The organism is Pseudomonas sp. CH61 (assembly GCF_059429415.1).
The window spans coordinates 96,276-113,283 of the sequence record NZ_CM182098.1 but is presented as its reverse complement, the minus strand read 5'-3'; the positions used below and the strand labels follow the sequence as shown (position 1 = coordinate 113,283).

Genomic DNA, 17,008 nt, shown 5'->3' with positions numbered 1-17,008 from the left:
ATATGGGGCCGCAAAATCAGGCTTCAAGGGCCTGCAAACATTAACCCTACAAAAAAGTGTCGAATCTTCATTCCTCAATGCGCTAAGCAGATTTGCAGTTCAAGCAAATCGAGCTAAGGGCGGGCATTGTCAGCCTGAAACAAAACACTGTATAAATAACCAGACCTAAAGCCTGGGAGCGGCCTTTATGCTGGTGCACCTATCCGTACATAACTACGCCATCGTTGAACATCTCGATCTCGAACTCGATCGCGGGATGAGCGTGATCACGGGTGAAACCGGCGCCGGCAAGTCGATCATGCTCGACGCGCTGGGCCTGACCCTGGGTGATCGCGCCGACAGCGGCGTGGTTCGCCCCGGCGCTGACAAGGCCGACATCCTCGCGACTTTCGATCTGGCTGACATTCCTGAAGCCAGCGCATGGCTGGCCGAGCGCGATCTGGAGTCCGATGGGCCGTGCATCTTGCGTCGTGTGATTACCAGCGAAGGTCGTTCGCGCGGCTACATCAACGGCACCCCTTGCCCGCTGGGCGATCTCAAGTCGCTGGGCGAATTGTTGATCGATATCCACAGCCAACATGAACACCAGTCCCTGCTGAAAACCGATACCCATCGCCGCTTGCTGGACGAGTACGCCGGTGCCACCGATCTCGCCCGCCAGGTTCAGCTCGCCGCCCAGCGCTGGCGTCAGACTCGCCAGGAACTGGAGCGTCTGTCCAACTCCGGTGACGAACAACGCGCCCGCCATCAACTGCTGAGCTATCAGCTCGAAGAGCTGGAAAACCTCGGCCTCGGTGACAACGAACTGGAGCAACTGGAGCAGGAACACAAAAACCTGACCAACGCCGAGACCCTGCTAGGCATTTGTCGGCAAGTGGTCGAGCAATGCAGCGAAAGCGATTCCGGCAATGTATTGAATGCACTGACTGCCAGCCTTAATCGCCTGTCGAGCGTGAACAATTCCGTTGGCGCACTGGGCGAAGCCAGCAGTTTGCTGACCAGCGCGCAGATCCAGGTCGAAGAGGCCGTCGGTGAACTCAATCGTTTCCTCGATAACTTCGATGCCGATCCGGCACGCCTGCAATATCTGGAAGAACGTCTCGACGCTATTTATACCCTGGCCCGCAAACACCGGATTCAACCCACCGAAGTCGGCGAAATGCAGCAGAAACTGCTGGATGAGATCGAAACCCTCAACGCCAATGACGAATCCATCGAGCGCCTGGGTGAAGAACTGGCCTCGTACGCCCGCCACTATCAAGAGAAGGCGCGAGAACTGAGCGATTTGCGGCATCAGGCTGCCGGCAGTCTCGCCAGTGCGGTTGAGCAGGAGATTCAGCGACTGGGCATGCCGGGTGGTCGCTTCACTATCGAATTGAAGGCCAACAGCAGCGACGAGTTATTGCCCAACGGGCTGGAACAGGTTGAGTTGCTGGTCAGCGCCAACCCGGGCCAACCGCTAAAGGCGCTGGCAAAAGTCGCTTCCGGCGGCGAGCTGTCACGGATCAGTCTGGCGATTCAGGTGATCACCGCGCAGACATCCCGCGTTCCGACACTGGTATTCGACGAAGTGGACGTCGGCATCGGTGGCCCGACGGCTGAGATTGTCGGCCAACTGTTGCGCCGTCTCGGCGATCGCGGCCAGGTATTGACCGTCACGCACTTGCCGCAAGTGGCAGCGCAGGGTCATCAGCATTTGTTTGTGCACAAAGTGCGCGGTGAAGAGGCGACTCACACTGCCGTCTCCAAACTGAGCAAGAACGACCGTATAGAAGAAGTGGCGCGCATGCTCGGCGGCATCGATCTGACCAAGGAGTCCCTGGCTCACGCGAAAAAAATGGTCGTCACCGCCAAGGTTTGACAACGACAGAAAGCACGAAGGCGACCCTTGGGTCGCCTTCGTTCGTTTCGCGAATGTGAAATTCGCGCGACATGCTTACTTTTTCTTGCGCACGTACAGCACCAGATTGTGATCTACCAGATCCACACCGTGCTCCTCGGCGATTGCCTTCTGGAGCTTTTCGATTTCCGGGCTGACGAATTCGACGACTTCACCGGTTTCCACGTTGACCATATGGTCATGGTGGCCACCGTCGGCCAACTCGAATACCGCATGGCCGCCGTCGAAGTTGTGACGGACCACGAGGCCAGCCGCTTCGAACTGGGTCAGAACACGGTAAACCGTGGCCAGACCGACGTCCTCGCCAGCTTCCATCAACGCCTTGTAGACGTCCTCGGCACTCATGTGACGCTGCTCGGTAGAGTCGAGCATTTGCAGGATCTTGACCCGTGGCAGGGTCACTTTGAGGCCGGCTTTGCGTAGTTCGCTATTTTCAACCATGGTCAGCTTTCTCGCGATGCTGCTTCGCAGCTTCTCTTAATGCGGGTATGATCGGCGTTTACGTTGTCCCAGCCAAGATAGTGGAAGTCGCCCACCGATGCAAAACACCAAGCTCTTGCTAACCAGTTTCACCTTTGTGGGACTGCTCGCACTCGCCGGTTGTTCATTCCCCGGGGTTTACAAAATCGACATCCAGCAGGGCAATGTCGTCACGCAGGACATGATAGACCAGTTACGCCCGGGAATGACCCGGCCGCAAGTACGGTTTATCATGGGTAACCCTCTGCTTGTCGACACGTTCCATGCCGATCGCTGGGATTATCTGTACAGCCTGCAACCGGGTGGCGGTGAACGCCAACAGGAACGCGTCAGCGTTATTTTCAACTCAAACGACCAGCTTGTCAGCCTGTCCGGTGACTTTATGCCGGGCGTAAGCCGTGACGAAGCCATTCTCGGCAAGGACAGTGGCACGACCGTGTCCGCTCCTGCTGAAAACGCCGAGAAGCCAAAACCGGAAAAACCGGTCAAGCCAGGTTCCTTGCTGGATCAGATCCAGAAGGACGTCGATGGTGTAGAAACCGTTCCGGTTCCAACACCTGAGCCGCTGGACACCTCGCCGCAATAATTGGCGACGCAATAAAAAACCCGGAAATTCCGGGTTTTTTATTGCCTGCGATTTGGCTTTTTACGCGTTTCGAGCCTTGGCTTCGGCAGCCTTGGCCGCTCGCAAGCGTCGAACCTCTTTAGGATCGGCGAGCAACGGGCGATAAATCTCGATGCGATCTCCCGCCTGAATCACCCGCGCATCCGGGTCGGCAACTACTTTTCCAAAGATGCCCAGCGGGCACTCCGCCAGATTCAGCTCAGGAAACTCGCTACCAATACCCGATACAAACACCGCAGCCCGCACCGTCGCGCCTTCATTGACGCTGAATGAGCGCAATACCTGACGATCCACGGCCGCGTATACCACCTCTATCTCGATCACCGACTCAACCATGCATCTGCTTGGCGCGCTGGCAGAACGCGTCCACCAGCGTATTGGCCGCCTGATTGAACAGCGGCCCCAACGTCGCGCGCACCAGCGGCCCGGCGTAATCGAACGACAGATCCAGGCTGATCTTGCAGGCCTTCTCGTTCAACACCTTGAACACCCAGACACCGTGCAACTGATTGAACGGCCCTTCTTCCAGGTTCATTTCGATCGACTGCCCCGGCACCAGCGTATTACGCGTCACAAAATGTTGACTGAGCCCGCCCTTGGCCACGCCAACACTGGCGCGCATATGTTCCGGCGAGCTTTCCAGCACCTCAGCCGAAGAGCACCACGGCAGAAATTCCGGATAACGCGCCACGTCATTGACGAGGTCGTAGAGGAATTGCGCCGGGTATGGCAGCAGTGCTGAGCGTTGAATATGTGTCGTCATGTGAGCGTTACTTCCAGAGCTGAGCGGCAAACACTACAAGAATGCCGATGGGCGCCACGTAGCGCATCAAGAACAAAGACAGGGCAAACAGTGCCGGGTTGCGGATCGACAACTCGTCGCGTACCGCTTCACGCCCCATCACCCATCCGGCAAACAGCACAAAACACAGGCCACCGAGCGGCAACATGATCCGCGAGGTGAAGAAATCGATCACGCCAAAGAAGTCCAGACCGCTCTGCGCACCCCATTGGTAGAGGTGGAACATCCCGCCTTCGTTCACGAAAAATTTGGCTTCCTTCCAGATATTGAAGGAGAACACCGTGCCCAGACCGACGAACCAGCAGATGAACGCCAGCCAGAAAGTCACCCACGCGCGACTGACTTTCGTGCGCTCAACCAGATAGGCAACCATCGGCTCCAGAAGCGAGATCGCCGAACTCCATGCCGCAATCGCCACCAGCACAAAGAACACCACGCCCATCAACTGACCGAAAGCCACGTTACCAAAGGCAAATGGCAGGCTGACGAACATCAGGCCAGGCCCTTCACTAGGATTCAGGCCACCGGCAAACACAATCGGGAACAGAGCCAGACCGGCGACCAGCGACACAAAGGTGTCCAGCAGTGCTACACCGACAACCGTGCCCGACAACGACGAACTCTTCGGCATGTAAGCGCCGTAGATCATGATCGAGCCGACACCGACACTCAGCGAAAAGAACGCATGTCCCATCGCCGGCAACAAGCCATCGAGGACTTTTTCCGGGTGGAAGTCGAACATGAAATGCACGCCTTCCATGAAATGCCCGGTGGTCATGCTGTAACCCAGCAGCACCAGGATCATCACGAACAGCAGCGGCATCATGATGCGCAGGCTGCGCTCAAGCCCGGCAACCACGCCTTTGGCGATGACGAAGGCCGACAGCAGCATGAAAATCGTTTGCCAAAGTGTCAGGCGCCATGGATTGGAGATGACATTGCCGAAATAAGCGCCGACCTGATCGGCCGTGGCGCCCTGGAAATCACCGCGGCCCATGTCGACGATGTAGTCCAGCGACCAACCGCCGACCACGCTATAAAAAGACAGGATCAGCAATGCCGTGATCATCCCGGCAAAGGCCCCCCACGACCACTTGCCCGAGTGCCCGGCTTCCAGCGCCAGCACCTTCAAGGCGTTCGCCGGACTTTGCCGGGCGCGCCGGCCGATCAGGGTTTCAGCGAGCATGACCGGGATGCCGATCAGTGCGATGCACGCCAGAAACATCAGTACAAACGCACCGCCGCCGTAGACCCCGACCATGTAGGGGAACTTCCAGATACTACCCAGTCCCACGGCCGAACCGGTCGCGGCGAGTATGAATACCCAGCGGCTAGCCCAACTGCCGTGGACAGAAACCTTGTCTGTCGACATCGTTTATCACGCCCAAGCGTTAGAAAAGAGGCCGCATTGTCCGGGATTCACTCAACCTGCTCAAGCACGCAGCATCACCGTAGCCGACAGCCGTTTATCTCCATATAATGCCGCCCCTATGGCTAAACAGAAGAAACACCCAACAGGGACCATCGCGCAGAACAAAAAGGCGCGACACGATTACTTCATCGAGCATAAGTTCGAGGCTGGTCTGGTCCTGGCCGGCTGGGAAGTAAAAAGTCTGCGGGCAAGCAAGCTACAGCTGGTCGACAGCTATGTTCTGCTCAAGGATGGCGAAGCGTGGTTGCTCGGCAGCCACATCACGCCTCTGATGACCGCAAGCACCCACGTCATCGCTGACCCGGTGCGCACACGCAAATTGCTGCTCAACCGCCGCGAGCTGGAAAAGCTTGCCGCGATGGTGCAGCAAAAGGGTTACGCCTGCGTCTGCCTGTCCTGGTACTGGAGCAAGCACATGGTCAAGTGCGAGATCGCTCTGGGCAAGGGCAAGAAGGAATACGACAAGCGTGACACCGAGCGCGAGCGCGACGCTGGTCGTGAACTGCAGCGTGCCGTGCGCAACAAGGGCAAGGAAGACTAGTCTTCCCCCCTTGAAAGCAAAGATCGCAGCCTTCGGCAGCTCCTACAGGGAAATACATATTCCTGTGTAGGAGCTGCCGCAGGCTGCGATCTTTTGCTTTAAAGAATTACATCCCCTTGCGCCGCTCCGCCCGAGCCATGCGCTGAACTTCCTGCCGCACCTCTTCCAGCACTTCCTGCACATACAAAATATGTCGGCTGGAGACTTCTCGCGCCTGCTCCGCACGACCTTCGATAATCGCCAGATACAATTCCCGATGCTGGGTAATCAGCATGTCGCGGGTTTCCGTGCGCTGCTTGTACATGCCGCCGATGTTGGTGACGACGTTGCGCTTAAGCAGATCGAACAACCCGCGAATGGTGTGCAACAGCACGGCGTTATGACTGGCCTCGGCAATCGCCAGATGGAATTTCGCATCCGCCGCGCCCTCCTCCGCCCGACTCACTTCGTCATGGCGTGAATAACAATCCTGCAACTCTTCGAACGCCGCCGTCAGCCGCTCGCGGTCAACATCGGTCGCGCGCAATGCTGCGTAATAGGCACACGATGCCTCCAGAGTGTGTCGAAATTCCAGTAGATCGCGCTGCGCCTCGGGGTTGCTTTCGAGCAACTGCAGCAGCGGATCGCTGAACGTCGAGCCCAGACTTTCCACCACATAATTACCGCCGCCCTGGCGACTGACCAGCAGACCTTTGGCCGCCAGTTTCTGAATCGCCTCACGCAGCGACGGCCGTGATACGCCAAATTGTTCGGCCAGCGTGCGCTCCGCCGGCAGCCGCTCACCGGACTTCAGCGTGCCCTCAAGGATCATCCCCTCGAGTCGCTCGACAATGTCGTCAGACAAACGGCGCTGACGTATCTGATCAAACCCCATAACTCATTTCTCCACGATCCCGACCGCTCGCCGGGCTCTCTATTCTGGCCTATCGGCGCCTTGCCGACACCTACCAGACGCCACTTGCCGAAACCGGATCAGATGCGCTCTGCACCGCTTGTTCGACAAAAGTTTCAGGGCGACAAATTGACACACCGACATCAAGGCTTTTACCCTAGCCAACAGCGATTGTAAATTGGTATTACCAATTACCCAAGAACGCTGACAGTGCCTGACCAACAACAATTAGGGGCCACCCCATATGCAAACCTGGCAACAGCTCTACAGCCCGCTCGGCAGTCTCGGCGTATCCGCACTCGCGGCCGTCATCCCCATCGTGTTCTTTTTCCTCGCATTAGCGGTGTTCCGCCTCAAAGGCCACGTGGCCGGGAGCATCACCCTCGCCCTGTCGATTGCCGTAGCGATCTTCGCGTTCCAGATGCCGGTCGACATGGCCTTCGCCGCCGCAGGTTATGGTTTCGCCTACGGTCTGTGGCCGATTGCCTGGATCATTGTCGCGGCGGTATTCCTCTACAAACTGACGGTGAAAAGTGGTCAGTTCGAGGTCATTCGCAGTTCGGTGTTATCGATTACTGACGACCAGCGCCTGCAAGTGCTGCTGATCGGTTTCTGCTTCGGTGCGTTTCTGGAAGGTGCCGCCGGTTTCGGCGCGCCCGTGGCGATTACTGCGGCACTTCTCGTCGGCTTGGGCTTCAACCCGCTGTACGCCGCTGGCCTGTGCCTGATCGCCAACACCGCACCGGTTGCGTTCGGTGCACTGGGGATTCCGATCATTGTTGCCGGCCAAGTCACCGGCATCGACGCATTCAAGATCGGCGCCATGACCGGTCGCCAGCTGCCACTGCTGTCGCTGTTCGTGCCGTTCTGGCTGGTGTTCATGATGGACGGCCTGCGCGGCGTGCGCGAAACCTGGCCGGCTGCACTGGTCGCGGGGCTGAGCTTTGCCATCACGCAATACTTCACCTCGAACTTCATCGGCCCGGAGCTGCCGGACATCACTTCGGCGCTGGCCAGCCTGATTTCCCTGACCCTGTTCCTGAAAGTCTGGCAGCCGAAACGCACCGCAGGTGCGCAAATCGCTGGTGCCACATCGAGTGCTGCGATCACCGCCAGCATCGGCGGTTTCGGTCAGAAACGCACCACCGTGGCTTCGCCTTACAGCCTCGGGGAAATTTTCAAAGCCTGGTCGCCGTTCCTGATCCTCACCGTGCTGGTGACCATCTGGACCCTGAAGCCTTTCAAAGCGATGTTCGCCGCTGGCGGCTCGATGTACAGCTGGGTGTTCAACTTCGCGATCCCGCACCTTGATCAGTTGGTGATCAAAACCGCACCGATCGTGGCTGCTCCAACGGCAATTCCGGCGGTGTTCAAACTTGATCCGATTTCCGCGACCGGCACGGCGATTTTCTTCTCCGCGCTGATCTCGATGTGGGTACTTAAGATCAACTTAAAAACTGGTCTGACCACTTTGAAAGAGACCTTCTACGAACTGCGCTGGCCAATCCTGTCGATCGGCATGGTGCTGGCGTTCGCCTTCGTCACCAACTACTCCGGCATGTCTTCAACCATGGCCCTGGTATTGGCCGGAACCGGCGCGGCATTCCCGTTCTTCTCGCCGTTCCTCGGCTGGCTCGGTGTATTCCTCACCGGTTCGGATACTTCGTCCAACGCCCTGTTCAGTTCGCTGCAAGCAACCACCGCGCACCAGATCGGCGTCAATGACACCTTGCTCGTGGCGGCGAACACCAGCGGCGGCGTGACCGGCAAGATGATCTCGCCACAATCGATCGCCGTGGCCTGCGCCGCAACCGGGCTGGTGGGCAAGGAATCGGATCTGTTCCGCTTCACCCTCAAGCACAGCCTATTCTTTGCAACGATTGTCGGCTTGATCACGCTGGCTCAGGCCTACTGGTTCACCGGCATGCTGGTGCACTAAACCTACAAGAAGCATGGAAAAAACCGACGCCGATCCGTGATTTCGGCGTCAGCAATTCACAACCCGGTCTGTAAGGCTGCTGAAAGCAACGCTCTTTATATTCAGCAGCCGCACAGACGGATAACCGGGCCCACCCGGAGACACGCCTGATGAGCGAGCTTTTTTACAACGCCGTGCCAAACGCGACCCGTGTGGCCCCGCCACTGCCCGAACCTCGGCAATACCCCAACGAGAAACCATCGCGGGTCTACCTGTTCGGCACGTGCGTGGTCGATCTGTTCTACCCCGAAGCCGGGATGGACGCGATCCACTTGCTGGAGCGCGAAGGGATCCGGGTCGAGTATCCGCAAGGGCAAAGTTGCTGCGGGCAACCGGCCTACACCTCGGGTTACACCGAGCAAGCGCGGACGGTAGCGCGCTCGCAACTGGCGCTGTTTGCCGGAGATTATCCGGTGGTGGTGCCGTCGGGTTCCTGCGCCGGCATGCTGCGCGAGCATTACGCCGACCTGTTCAAGGACGAGCCGGAAACATTGAAACAGGTTCAGGCACTTGCGGCCCGCACCTATGAACTGGCCGAGTTTCTGCTGTTCGTCTGCAAAGTGCAGCTCAAGGACAGCGGCGAGCCGGTCAAAGTCGCGCTGCACACCTCGTGTTCGGCACGCCGCGAAATGAACACCCACCTGCACGGCCGCGAGTTGTTGGCGCAGTTGAGCAACGTGGAACGGGTCAACCATGACCACGAAAGCGAATGCTGTGGCTTCGGCGGAACATTCAGCGTCCGTATGCCAGACATTTCCGGCGCGATGGTGGCTGACAAGACCAAAGCGTTGAAGGATTGCGGCGCGCACAAGGTGTTGAGCGCCGACTGTGGCTGTTTGATGAACATCAACGGCGCATTGGAGAAACAAAAAGAAGCGCTGCGCGGGCAACATCTCGCGAGCTTCTTATGGCAACGAACCGGGGGTGCGCAATGAGCACTTCCGCGATTATTCCTACGGTCGCCGTAGAAGAAGATTTCCGCACCCGGGCACACAACGCCTTGGGTGATCAGCAGCTGCGGAACAACTTCCGCACGGCCATGGACTCACTGATGGTCAAGCGGGCAGCCGCTTTCAGTGATCCCCATGAAAGAGAACATTTGCGCGCACTGGGCAATTCGATCAAAGCCCGCGCGCTCTCCAAGTTGCCTGACCTGCTCGAGCAACTGGAACAGAACCTGACCCGCAACGGTGTGACAGTGCACTGGGCGGAAACGGTGGACGAGGCCAATGGCATCGTCTTATCGATCATCCGCGCTCACGAGGCGCGGCAAGTGATCAAGGGCAAATCGATGGTCAGCGAAGAGATGGAGATGAACCATTTCCTCGAGGCTCGGGACATTGAATGTCTGGAGTCCGATATGGGGGAATACATCGTCCAGCTCGACCACGAGAAGCCTTCACACATCATTATGCCGGCGATCCACAAGAATGCCGGTCAGGTCGCGTCCTTGTTCCACGACAAACTTGGCGTGGAATACACCAAGGACGTTGACCAACTCATTCAGATCGGTCGCAGAGTCCTGCGGCAGAAATTCTTCGAAGCGGACATCGGCGTCTCCGGTGTCAACTTCGCCGTGGCCGAAACCGGCACCCTGCTGCTGGTGGAAAACGAAGGCAACGGCCGCATGACCACCACCGTGCCGCCGGTGCATATCGCCGTCACCGGCATCGAAAAAGTCGTGGAAAACCTGCGTGACGTGGTGCCGTTGCTGTCACTGCTGACGCGCTCGGCGCTGGGCATTCCGATCACCACTTACGTCAACATGATCTCCGGCCCGCGCAAGGAGCACGAACTCGACGGCCCACAGGAAGTGCATCTGGTGCTGCTCGACAACGGTCGCAGCCAGGCCTTCGCCGACAGTGAACTGCGTCAGACCTTGAACTGCATTCGCTGCGGCGCCTGCATGAACCATTGCCCGGTCTACACCCGCGTCGGCGGTCATACCTATGGCGAGGTGTATCCCGGGCCGATCGGCAAAATCATCACCCCGCACATGGTCGGCCTGGCGAAAGTCCCGGATCACCCGAGCGCTTCGTCGCTGTGCGGTGCCTGCGGTGAAGTGTGTCCGGTAAAAATTCCGATCCCGGCGATCCTGCGGCGCCTGCGCGAAGAAAACGTCAAAGCCCCGGACAGCCCGAATCAAGTGATGCGCGGTCAGGGCAGCAAGTATTCGCGCAAGGAACGCTTTATCTGGAACGCCTGGGCCAAGCTCAACAGCTCTCCGACTTTGTATCGATTGTTCGGATTCTTCGCCACGCGTCTGCGTGCGCTGACCCCGAGCAACGTTGGCCCGTGGACGCAAAACCACAGCGCGCCGAAACCCGCCGCCCGCTCGCTGCACGACATGGCCCGCGAGCATCTGGCCAAACAGGGAGACCGCTGATGAGCGCCAAGCAAAATATCCTCGGCAAACTGCGGAAAAGTCTGACTGGCACAACGCCGATTGCCGACGACTTCGACGTCGAACTGGTGACGCAGCCTTACACCTACAGCGCCGAACAACGTATCCCGCAACTGCGCAAATTGATGGAAGCAGTGCACACCGAGATACACCTGACCTCGGGCAAAGAGTGGCCAGCGTTGCTCGCGCAATTGCTGCGTGATCGTCAGTTACCGAGCCTGTTGATTGCACCGACTACCGCCCACGGGCAGAAAATCACACAACACTGGGCGAACAATCCTGACCTGCCGACGCTGAAATCCTACGACCGGCCGATGGAAGAATGGAAAGCCGAGCTGTTCAACGACACCCCCGCCAGCCTCACCGGCACCCTCGGCGCGATCGCCGCTACCGGCAGCCTCATCATGTGGCCAACCCGCGAGGAACCTCGGTTGATGAGCCTGGTGCCACCGGTACATTTCGCCCTGCTCAAGGCCAGTGAAATCCGCGACAACTTTTATCAGGTGCAGCAGGAGTTCGAATGGGCGCAAGGCATGCCGACCAACGCGCTGCTGGTGTCCGGTCCGTCGAAAACTGCCGACATCGAGCAAGTGCTGGCTTACGGCGCCCACGGCCCGAAAGACCTCGTGGTGCTGATCCTGGAGGACCAATGACGCTTCCAGCGAATTTCCTGCGTGATGCGCAACAACTGATTCCGGGTGAACGCCGCTTCGACGATCCGTTATCGACTCTGGCCTTTGGCACCGATGCCAGTTTTTATCGACTGATTCCGCAACTAGTGATCCGCGTCGAGTCCGAAGATGAAGTGGTGGCGCTGCTGAAACTGGCTCAACGCGACCATGTCCCGGTGACCTTCCGCGCGGCCGGCACCAGCCTGTCCGGCCAGGCGATCAGCGATTCCGTTTTGATCGTGCTTGGGGATAACTGGAACGCGCGCGAAATCCGTGGCCAAGGCATGCAAATCCGCCTGCAACCGGGCGTGATCGGCGCACAGGCCAACGCGTGGCTGGCACCCTTCGGACGCAAAATCGGCCCGGATCCAGCGTCGATCAACGCCTGTAAAATTGGCGGCATCGTCGCCAACAATGCCAGCGGCATGTGCTGCGGCACGGCACAAAATACCTATCACACACTGGCCGGGATTCGGCTGGTGCTGGCCGATGGCACGCGCCTCGATACCGAAGACGCTACCAGTGTCGCGGCATTCCGCGTAAGCCACGGCGATCTGCTCGAACGCTTGGCGACATTGGGCCGCGAGACCCGCGCCAACGCCGAACTGGCTGCACGAATCCGCCACAAATACCGTCTGAAAAATACCACCGGCCTGTCGCTAAATGCCTTGGTGGATTTCGATGAGCCTGTGGATATCTTGAGCCATTTGCTGGTCGGCTCCGAAGGCACCCTCGGCTTCATCAGCGCAGTGACCTATGACACCGTGATCGATCACCCGAACAAAGCCTCGGCGCTGATCGTCTTCCCGGATGTGGAGACCTGCTGCAACGCGGTCACCGTGCTGAAAAGCCAACCGGTATCCGCCGTAGAACTCCTGGATCGACGCAGCCTGCGCTCGGTGCAAGACAAACCCGGCATGCCCGCTTTCGTACAACAGCTGTCGAACAATGCCTGCGCGCTGCTGATCGAATCCCGCGCCGCGTCTTCCACTTTGCTGCAGGAACAACTGGCGCAGATCATGGCCTCGCTCAGTAGTTTCCCGGTGGAAAAGCAGGTCGACTTCACCGAAGACCCTGCCGAAAACGCCAAGCTCTGGGCGATCCGCAAGGACACCTTCCCCGCGGTCGGTGCCGTGCGCAAAACCGGCACCACGGTGATCATCGAAGACGTGACCTTCCCGGTCGAACAACTGGCCATCGGCGTCAATCGCTTGATCGAGCTGTTCGACAAACATGCCTACGACGAAGCGATCCTTTTCGGACACGCGCTGGAAGGCAATCTGCACTTCGTCTTCACCCAAGGCTTCAACAATCCGGAAGAAGTCGCACGCTATCAAGCGTTCATGGACGACGTCGCGCAACTGGTCGCGGTGGAATTCGGTGGCTCGCTGAAAGCCGAACACGGCACCGGCCGCAACATGGCGCCGTTCGTGGAGCTGGAATGGGGCTTCGATGCCTATCAGTTGATGTGGCAGCTCAAACGGCTGCTCGACCCTAACGGCATTCTTAACCCGGACGTGGTGCTCAGCGAAGATCCGCAGATCCACCTCAAGCATCTGAAACCGCTGCCGGCGGCCGACGAGATTGTCGATAAGTGCATCGAGTGCGGTTTCTGCGAGCCTGTCTGCCCATCGAAAGGCCTGACCCTGAGCCCGCGCCAGCGCATCGTGATCTGGCGCGATATTCAGGCGAAAAAACGTGCCGGTGTCGATACCCGCGAACTGGAAGAAGCCTACGAGTACCAAGGCATCGAAACCTGCGCCGCCACCGGTCTGTGCGCGCAACGTTGCCCTGTAGGCATCAATACCGGTGAGCTGGTGAAAAAACTCCGAGCCCGGCACGCGACGCATCAGAAAACCGCTGACTGGATCGAAGGAAATTTCGCCAAGACCCTGCAAGCCGCACGCTTCACCCTGCACGTGGCCAACGGTGCGCGGATGCTGCTCGGTGCTCCGCGTCTGACGAAGCTTTCGGCAACCATTACGCGCCTGTCCAAAGGTCAGGTGCCGCTGTGGACGAATGCGATGCCGCAACCGGAAAAAGCCATTCGCTTCAGCCCCAGCGTGTCGGACGAACGTCCGCGCGTGGTGTATCTCGCAGCGTGTGTCTCGCGAGTCATGGGCCCGGCGGCGGGTGATAAAGAGCAAATGTCGCTGTACGACAAAACCCGTGGGCTGCTGGAGAAGGCCGGTTACCAAGTGGTGTTTCCGGACAATCAGGACAACCTCTGCTGCGGTCAGCCCTTTGCCTCGAAAGGCTACGCCGAACAAGCCGAACACAAACGCCAGGAGTTGATCAGCGCACTGCTGCATGCGAGTCGCGGCGGGCTCGATCCGATCTATTGCGACACCAGTCCGTGCACGTTGCGGCTGGTGCAGGACGTAGGAGAAACCCGTCTGGATCTGTACGATCCGGTGCGCTTCATCCGTACACATCTGCTCGAACGACTCGACTTCACCCCGCAAGACGCGCCGATTGCTGTGCACGTGACTTGCAGCACGCAACATCTGGGCGAAAGCCAGGCGTTGATCGATCTGGCGCGCAAGTGCAGCAACAACGTGGTCATCCCGGAAGGCATTCACTGCTGTGGGTTTGCCGGCGACAAGGGCTTCACCACACCAGAGCTGAACAGCCACTCGCTGCGCACGCTCAAGGAAGCGGTGCAGCACTGCAGCGAGGGGATTTCCACCAGCCGCACCTGCGAAATCGGCCTGACGCAACATGGCGGAATTGACTACCACGGGCTGGTCTATCTGGTGGATCGGGTGACCAGGGCGAAGGCCTGCTGAAGAAAAATAGAACCCTTGAGTTCGACTGTAGTCCACAGATTAACCCCGGCTGATCGGGGTTTTTCTTCCATACGGTTGCCCGTCCTGACGGCCAGCGAAGTCTGGACCCACTCGGTTCAAGGAGATACACATGAAACGTTCTGTACTGTTAGGTCTGTTCGTTACTGCATCGATGATGGCGTCCACTTCGTTCGCCGCAGACAAGCCTGCTGACCTGTGTGATGCCAATATTCAGACCATCAACAATGCCAAGGGGCAGCTGTCATCGAATCCAAAACTGAGTCAGCAAGCTAACGATAGCGTGAGCGAGGCCGAGAGGCTCAAGGCCGAAGGCAAAATCGATGACTGCGTTGCGAAAACCTCGCAAACCATCGTGGAACTGCGCAAATCCACCGGCACCAACAACTGATCAGCGGCCCGGCCAACCTTCGGGTTGGCCTTGCGGGCTGATTGGCGTACACTGCACACGCTTGTTGCTCAAACAGATGTACTGAGCAATGAGTTCGGGGCCGTTTAGGATTCGACGCCGGTTGCGAAACTCTAGGTGCATGCCGACTTGGTAACAGAAGTCGTAAATCCACTGTTGCAACTACTTATAGTTGCCAATGACGACCAATACGGTGTTGCTCTCGCTGCTTAATTGCAGCTGACAATGCTCCTGGTACCTTCGGGTCCAGCAATCATCAGGGGATGTCTGTAAACCCAAAATGATTGTCATATAGAACAGAATCGCCGTGCAGTACGTTGTGGACGAAGCGGCTAAAACTTACACAACTCGCCCAAAGCACCCTGCCCTTCGGGTCGCTGAGGGTTAACTTAATAGAAACGGCTACGCATGTAGTACCGACAGCGGAGTACTGGCGGACGGGGGTTCAAATCCCCCCGGCTCCACCACTTCATCATCTAAAGACGTCCACGGACGTCTTTTTTTGTGCCTGAAATCCAGCAAAATCAAGGGTCTCAGCGCTATTGGGCTCCGCAGAGGTTTTTTGAATTCCAAGCGATTTGGTATTCCCATTGGTATTCCCGGCTACCCAGCGCTAATCTTGGGAATACCAAAAGGTGACATGGAGTACTTCTCATGTGCGCTCAAACTGCCCGCCTCTCGGACCGTCAGCTCAAGTCTGTCAAACCCAAAGACAAGGACTACGTCCTCACCGATGGTGACGGGCTTCAGCTGCGAGTCAGGGTCAATCGCTCGATGCAGTGGAATTTCAACTACAGGCATCCAGTAACGAAAAACCGAATCAACATGGCACTCGGCAGCTATCCCGAGCTTTCTCTTGCGCAAGCCAGAAAGAAAGCGGTTGAGGCCCGAGAGCTGTTGGCGCAAGGCATCGACCCAAAAGCTCAACGCAACGAACTGGTGCAAGCCAAACGAGCGGAGACAGAACACACGTTCGAGAACGTGGCCACGGCCTGGTTCGAACTGAAGAAAGACTCCGTCACACCGGCATATGCCGAGGACATCTGGCGCTCACTTACGCTGCATATTTTTCCGAGCATGAAGTCGACCCCCCTCTCGGAAGTCAGCGCCCCGATGGTTATCAAGCTCCTTCGCCCAATCGAAGCCAAAGGGAGCCTCGAAACCGTGAAGCGGTTGAGCCAACGGCTCAACGAGATCATGACTTACGGGGTGAACTCTGGGCTGATTTTCGCTAACCCTCTCAGTGGCATTCGGGCGGTGTTCAAGAAGCCCAAAAAAGAGAACATGGCCGCGCTACGACCCGATGAGCTTTCCGAGCTCATGATCGAAATCGCGAACGCCAGCATCAAGCGGATCACCCGCTGCCTGATCGAATGGCAACTGCACACCATGACCCGCCCTGCCGAAGCGGCTACCACCCGATGGACAGACATCGACTTCGACAAACGCATCTGGACCATCCCGCCGGAGCGCATGAAAAAGCGTCGTCCGCACACCATCCCGCTGACCGAACAGGCGCTCGGGCTGCTAGAGACACTCAAACCCCACAGCGGCCACAGGGAGTACGTGTTTCCAGCGGATAGAAACCCGCGCACCCACGCCAATAGCCAGACCGCCAACATGGCGTTGAAACGCATGGGCTTCCAGGACCGCTTGGTGAGCCACGGCATGCGCTCCATGGCCAGCACCATCCTGAACGAGCATGGGTGGGATCCGGAGCTCATCGAAGTCGCGCTGGCGCATGTCGACAAGGATGAAGTCCGTAGTGCCTACAACCGGGCGGACTACATCGAACGCCGGCGTCCGATGATGGCCTGGTGGAGTGAGCATATTCAGAAGGCGGCCACCGGCAGCCTGTCGGCATCTGCTATCAATCAAACCAGGGACCACAACGTCCTGCCGATACGCTGAGGGCTCACCGGACGCCGCCAGTAACCGAGAATGACTCCACAGATGGAGTGATGGTTGATTTGGCGACAGCGGCGACACCGGCGACAACCCGCGTAATACCTGGTCTGCAGCATGGCGACAGAAGTGGCGACTGTCGCCGCTGCAAGCCTCGCTCTT

Annotated in this window: 15 protein-coding genes and 1 other RNA gene; 11 read left to right on the top strand and 5 right to left on the bottom strand. The window is 58.2% G+C overall.

The annotated features are described in order from the left end of the window. Positions 1-187 precede the first annotated feature (187 nt). On the top strand, positions 188-1,861 hold the full coding sequence (gene recN / locus AC5SEM_RS00460) for a DNA repair protein RecN (RefSeq protein WP_134174507.1): 1,674 nt from the start codon (positions 188-190) through the stop codon (positions 1,859-1,861). A 75-nt stretch (positions 1,862-1,936) separates the two neighbouring features. On the opposite strand, the gene fur is transcribed toward recN, so the two are convergent. Further along, entirely contained in the window at positions 1,937-2,341 is a 405-nt protein-coding gene (gene fur / locus AC5SEM_RS00455; protein ID WP_003221515.1) for a ferric iron uptake transcriptional regulator, read from the bottom strand. Positions 2,342-2,438: 97 nt separating this feature from the next. Here fur and AC5SEM_RS00450 point away from each other — a divergent pair, with 97 nt between their 5' ends. Continuing rightward, on the top strand, positions 2,439-2,966 hold the full coding sequence (locus tag AC5SEM_RS00450) for an outer membrane protein assembly factor BamE (protein ID WP_077571021.1): 528 nt from the start codon (positions 2,439-2,441) through the stop codon (positions 2,964-2,966). A gap of 60 nt (positions 2,967-3,026) precedes the next feature. Here the strand turns inward: AC5SEM_RS00450 and AC5SEM_RS00445 are convergent, their stop codons facing one another. The 3 genes from AC5SEM_RS00445 to AC5SEM_RS00435 are packed head-to-tail and all read right to left on the bottom strand — an operon-like array spanning position 3,027 to position 5,179. Next, positions 3,027-3,341, bottom strand: a complete 315-nt coding sequence (locus AC5SEM_RS00445) for an RnfH family protein (protein WP_471894316.1) — start codon at positions 3,339-3,341, stop codon at positions 3,027-3,029. After that, positions 3,334-3,768, bottom strand: a complete 435-nt coding sequence (locus AC5SEM_RS00440) for a type II toxin-antitoxin system RatA family toxin (protein ID WP_016986510.1) — start codon at positions 3,766-3,768, stop codon at positions 3,334-3,336. Before AC5SEM_RS00440 ends, AC5SEM_RS00445 begins: the two co-directional genes overlap by 8 nt. 7 nt (positions 3,769-3,775) lie before the next feature. Further along, entirely contained in the window at positions 3,776-5,179 is a 1,404-nt protein-coding gene (locus AC5SEM_RS00435) for a sodium-dependent transporter (protein WP_495471939.1), read from the bottom strand. Between the two features lie 118 nt (positions 5,180-5,297). Here AC5SEM_RS00435 and smpB point away from each other — a divergent pair, with 118 nt between their 5' ends. After that, a complete protein-coding gene (gene smpB, locus AC5SEM_RS00430) occupies positions 5,298-5,780 on the top strand; it encodes an SsrA-binding protein SmpB (protein WP_008088297.1) in 483 nt (160 codons plus the stop codon). A gap of 106 nt (positions 5,781-5,886) precedes the next feature. Here the strand turns inward: smpB and AC5SEM_RS00425 are convergent, their stop codons facing one another. Beyond that, positions 5,887-6,654 (bottom strand): FCD domain-containing protein, encoded by a 768-nt coding sequence (locus AC5SEM_RS00425; protein ID WP_007915207.1) that lies wholly within the window; start codon positions 6,652-6,654, stop codon positions 5,887-5,889. Between the two features lie 262 nt (positions 6,655-6,916). Between AC5SEM_RS00425 and AC5SEM_RS00420 the strand changes: the two genes are divergently transcribed. The 8 genes from AC5SEM_RS00420 to AC5SEM_RS00385 all read left to right on the top strand — a co-directional run bounded on the left by AC5SEM_RS00420 (position 6,917) and on the right by AC5SEM_RS00385 (position 16,852). Next, positions 6,917-8,611: a lactate permease LctP family transporter gene (locus tag AC5SEM_RS00420; RefSeq protein ID WP_495471938.1), complete on the top strand. Its 1,695-nt coding sequence runs from the start codon at positions 6,917-6,919 to the stop codon at positions 8,609-8,611. A 149-nt stretch (positions 8,612-8,760) separates the two neighbouring features. Continuing rightward, positions 8,761-9,585 (top strand): (Fe-S)-binding protein, encoded by an 825-nt coding sequence (locus AC5SEM_RS00415; RefSeq protein WP_495471937.1) that lies wholly within the window; start codon positions 8,761-8,763, stop codon positions 9,583-9,585. Further along, on the top strand, positions 9,582-11,036 hold the full coding sequence (locus tag AC5SEM_RS00410; protein ID WP_077571013.1) for a LutB/LldF family L-lactate oxidation iron-sulfur protein: 1,455 nt from the start codon (positions 9,582-9,584) through the stop codon (positions 11,034-11,036). The genes AC5SEM_RS00415 and AC5SEM_RS00410 overlap by 4 nt, the downstream gene beginning before the upstream one ends. Next, on the top strand, positions 11,036-11,707 hold the full coding sequence (locus AC5SEM_RS00405) for a LutC/YkgG family protein (protein WP_495471936.1): 672 nt from the start codon (positions 11,036-11,038) through the stop codon (positions 11,705-11,707). The genes AC5SEM_RS00410 and AC5SEM_RS00405 overlap by 1 nt, the downstream gene beginning before the upstream one ends. Continuing rightward, positions 11,704-14,514, top strand: coding sequence for an FAD-binding and (Fe-S)-binding domain-containing protein (locus AC5SEM_RS00400; protein WP_495471935.1), 2,811 nt, complete (start codon positions 11,704-11,706; stop codon positions 14,512-14,514). Before AC5SEM_RS00405 ends, AC5SEM_RS00400 begins: the two co-directional genes overlap by 4 nt. A gap of 130 nt (positions 14,515-14,644) precedes the next feature. After that, positions 14,645-14,923: a PA2433 domain-containing protein gene (locus tag AC5SEM_RS00395; RefSeq protein WP_495471934.1), complete on the top strand. Its 279-nt coding sequence runs from the start codon at positions 14,645-14,647 to the stop codon at positions 14,921-14,923. 96 nt (positions 14,924-15,019) lie between these two features. Continuing rightward, positions 15,020-15,408, top strand: a transfer-messenger RNA (tmRNA) gene (gene ssrA / locus AC5SEM_RS00390). Between the two features lie 187 nt (positions 15,409-15,595). Then, on the top strand, positions 15,596-16,852 hold the full coding sequence (locus AC5SEM_RS00385) for an integrase domain-containing protein (protein ID WP_495471933.1): 1,257 nt from the start codon (positions 15,596-15,598) through the stop codon (positions 16,850-16,852). Positions 16,853-17,008 lie beyond the last annotated feature (156 nt).

Bases quoted from the DNA above. Each gene is read 5' to 3' on its own strand.
- fur (WP_003221515.1), bottom strand. From the start codon at position 2,341: ATGGTTGAAAATAGCGAACTACGCAAAGCCGGCCTCAAAGTGACCCTG.
- AC5SEM_RS00435 (WP_495471939.1), bottom strand. From the start codon at position 5,179: ATGTCGACAGACAAGGTTTCTGTCCACGGCAGTTGGGCTAGCCGCTGG.
- AC5SEM_RS00440 (WP_016986510.1), bottom strand. From the start codon at position 3,768: ATGACGACACATATTCAACGCTCAGCACTGCTGCCATACCCGGCGCAA.
- AC5SEM_RS00420 (WP_495471938.1), top strand. From the start codon at position 6,917: ATGCAAACCTGGCAACAGCTCTACAGCCCGCTCGGCAGTCTCGGCGTA.
- AC5SEM_RS00385 (WP_495471933.1), top strand. From the start codon at position 15,596: ATGTGCGCTCAAACTGCCCGCCTCTCGGACCGTCAGCTCAAGTCTGTC.
- AC5SEM_RS00395 (WP_495471934.1), top strand. From the start codon at position 14,645: ATGAAACGTTCTGTACTGTTAGGTCTGTTCGTTACTGCATCGATGATG.
- AC5SEM_RS00425 (WP_007915207.1), bottom strand. From the start codon at position 6,654: ATGGGGTTTGATCAGATACGTCAGCGCCGTTTGTCTGACGACATTGTC.
- recN (WP_134174507.1), top strand. From the start codon at position 188: ATGCTGGTGCACCTATCCGTACATAACTACGCCATCGTTGAACATCTC.
- AC5SEM_RS00405 (WP_495471936.1), top strand. From the start codon at position 11,036: ATGAGCGCCAAGCAAAATATCCTCGGCAAACTGCGGAAAAGTCTGACT.
- AC5SEM_RS00400 (WP_495471935.1), top strand. From the start codon at position 11,704: ATGACGCTTCCAGCGAATTTCCTGCGTGATGCGCAACAACTGATTCCG.
- AC5SEM_RS00450 (WP_077571021.1), top strand. From the start codon at position 2,439: ATGCAAAACACCAAGCTCTTGCTAACCAGTTTCACCTTTGTGGGACTG.
- AC5SEM_RS00410 (WP_077571013.1), top strand. From the start codon at position 9,582: ATGAGCACTTCCGCGATTATTCCTACGGTCGCCGTAGAAGAAGATTTC.
- AC5SEM_RS00445 (WP_471894316.1), bottom strand. From the start codon at position 3,341: ATGGTTGAGTCGGTGATCGAGATAGAGGTGGTATACGCGGCCGTGGAT.
- AC5SEM_RS00415 (WP_495471937.1), top strand. From the start codon at position 8,761: ATGAGCGAGCTTTTTTACAACGCCGTGCCAAACGCGACCCGTGTGGCC.
- smpB (WP_008088297.1), top strand. From the start codon at position 5,298: ATGGCTAAACAGAAGAAACACCCAACAGGGACCATCGCGCAGAACAAA.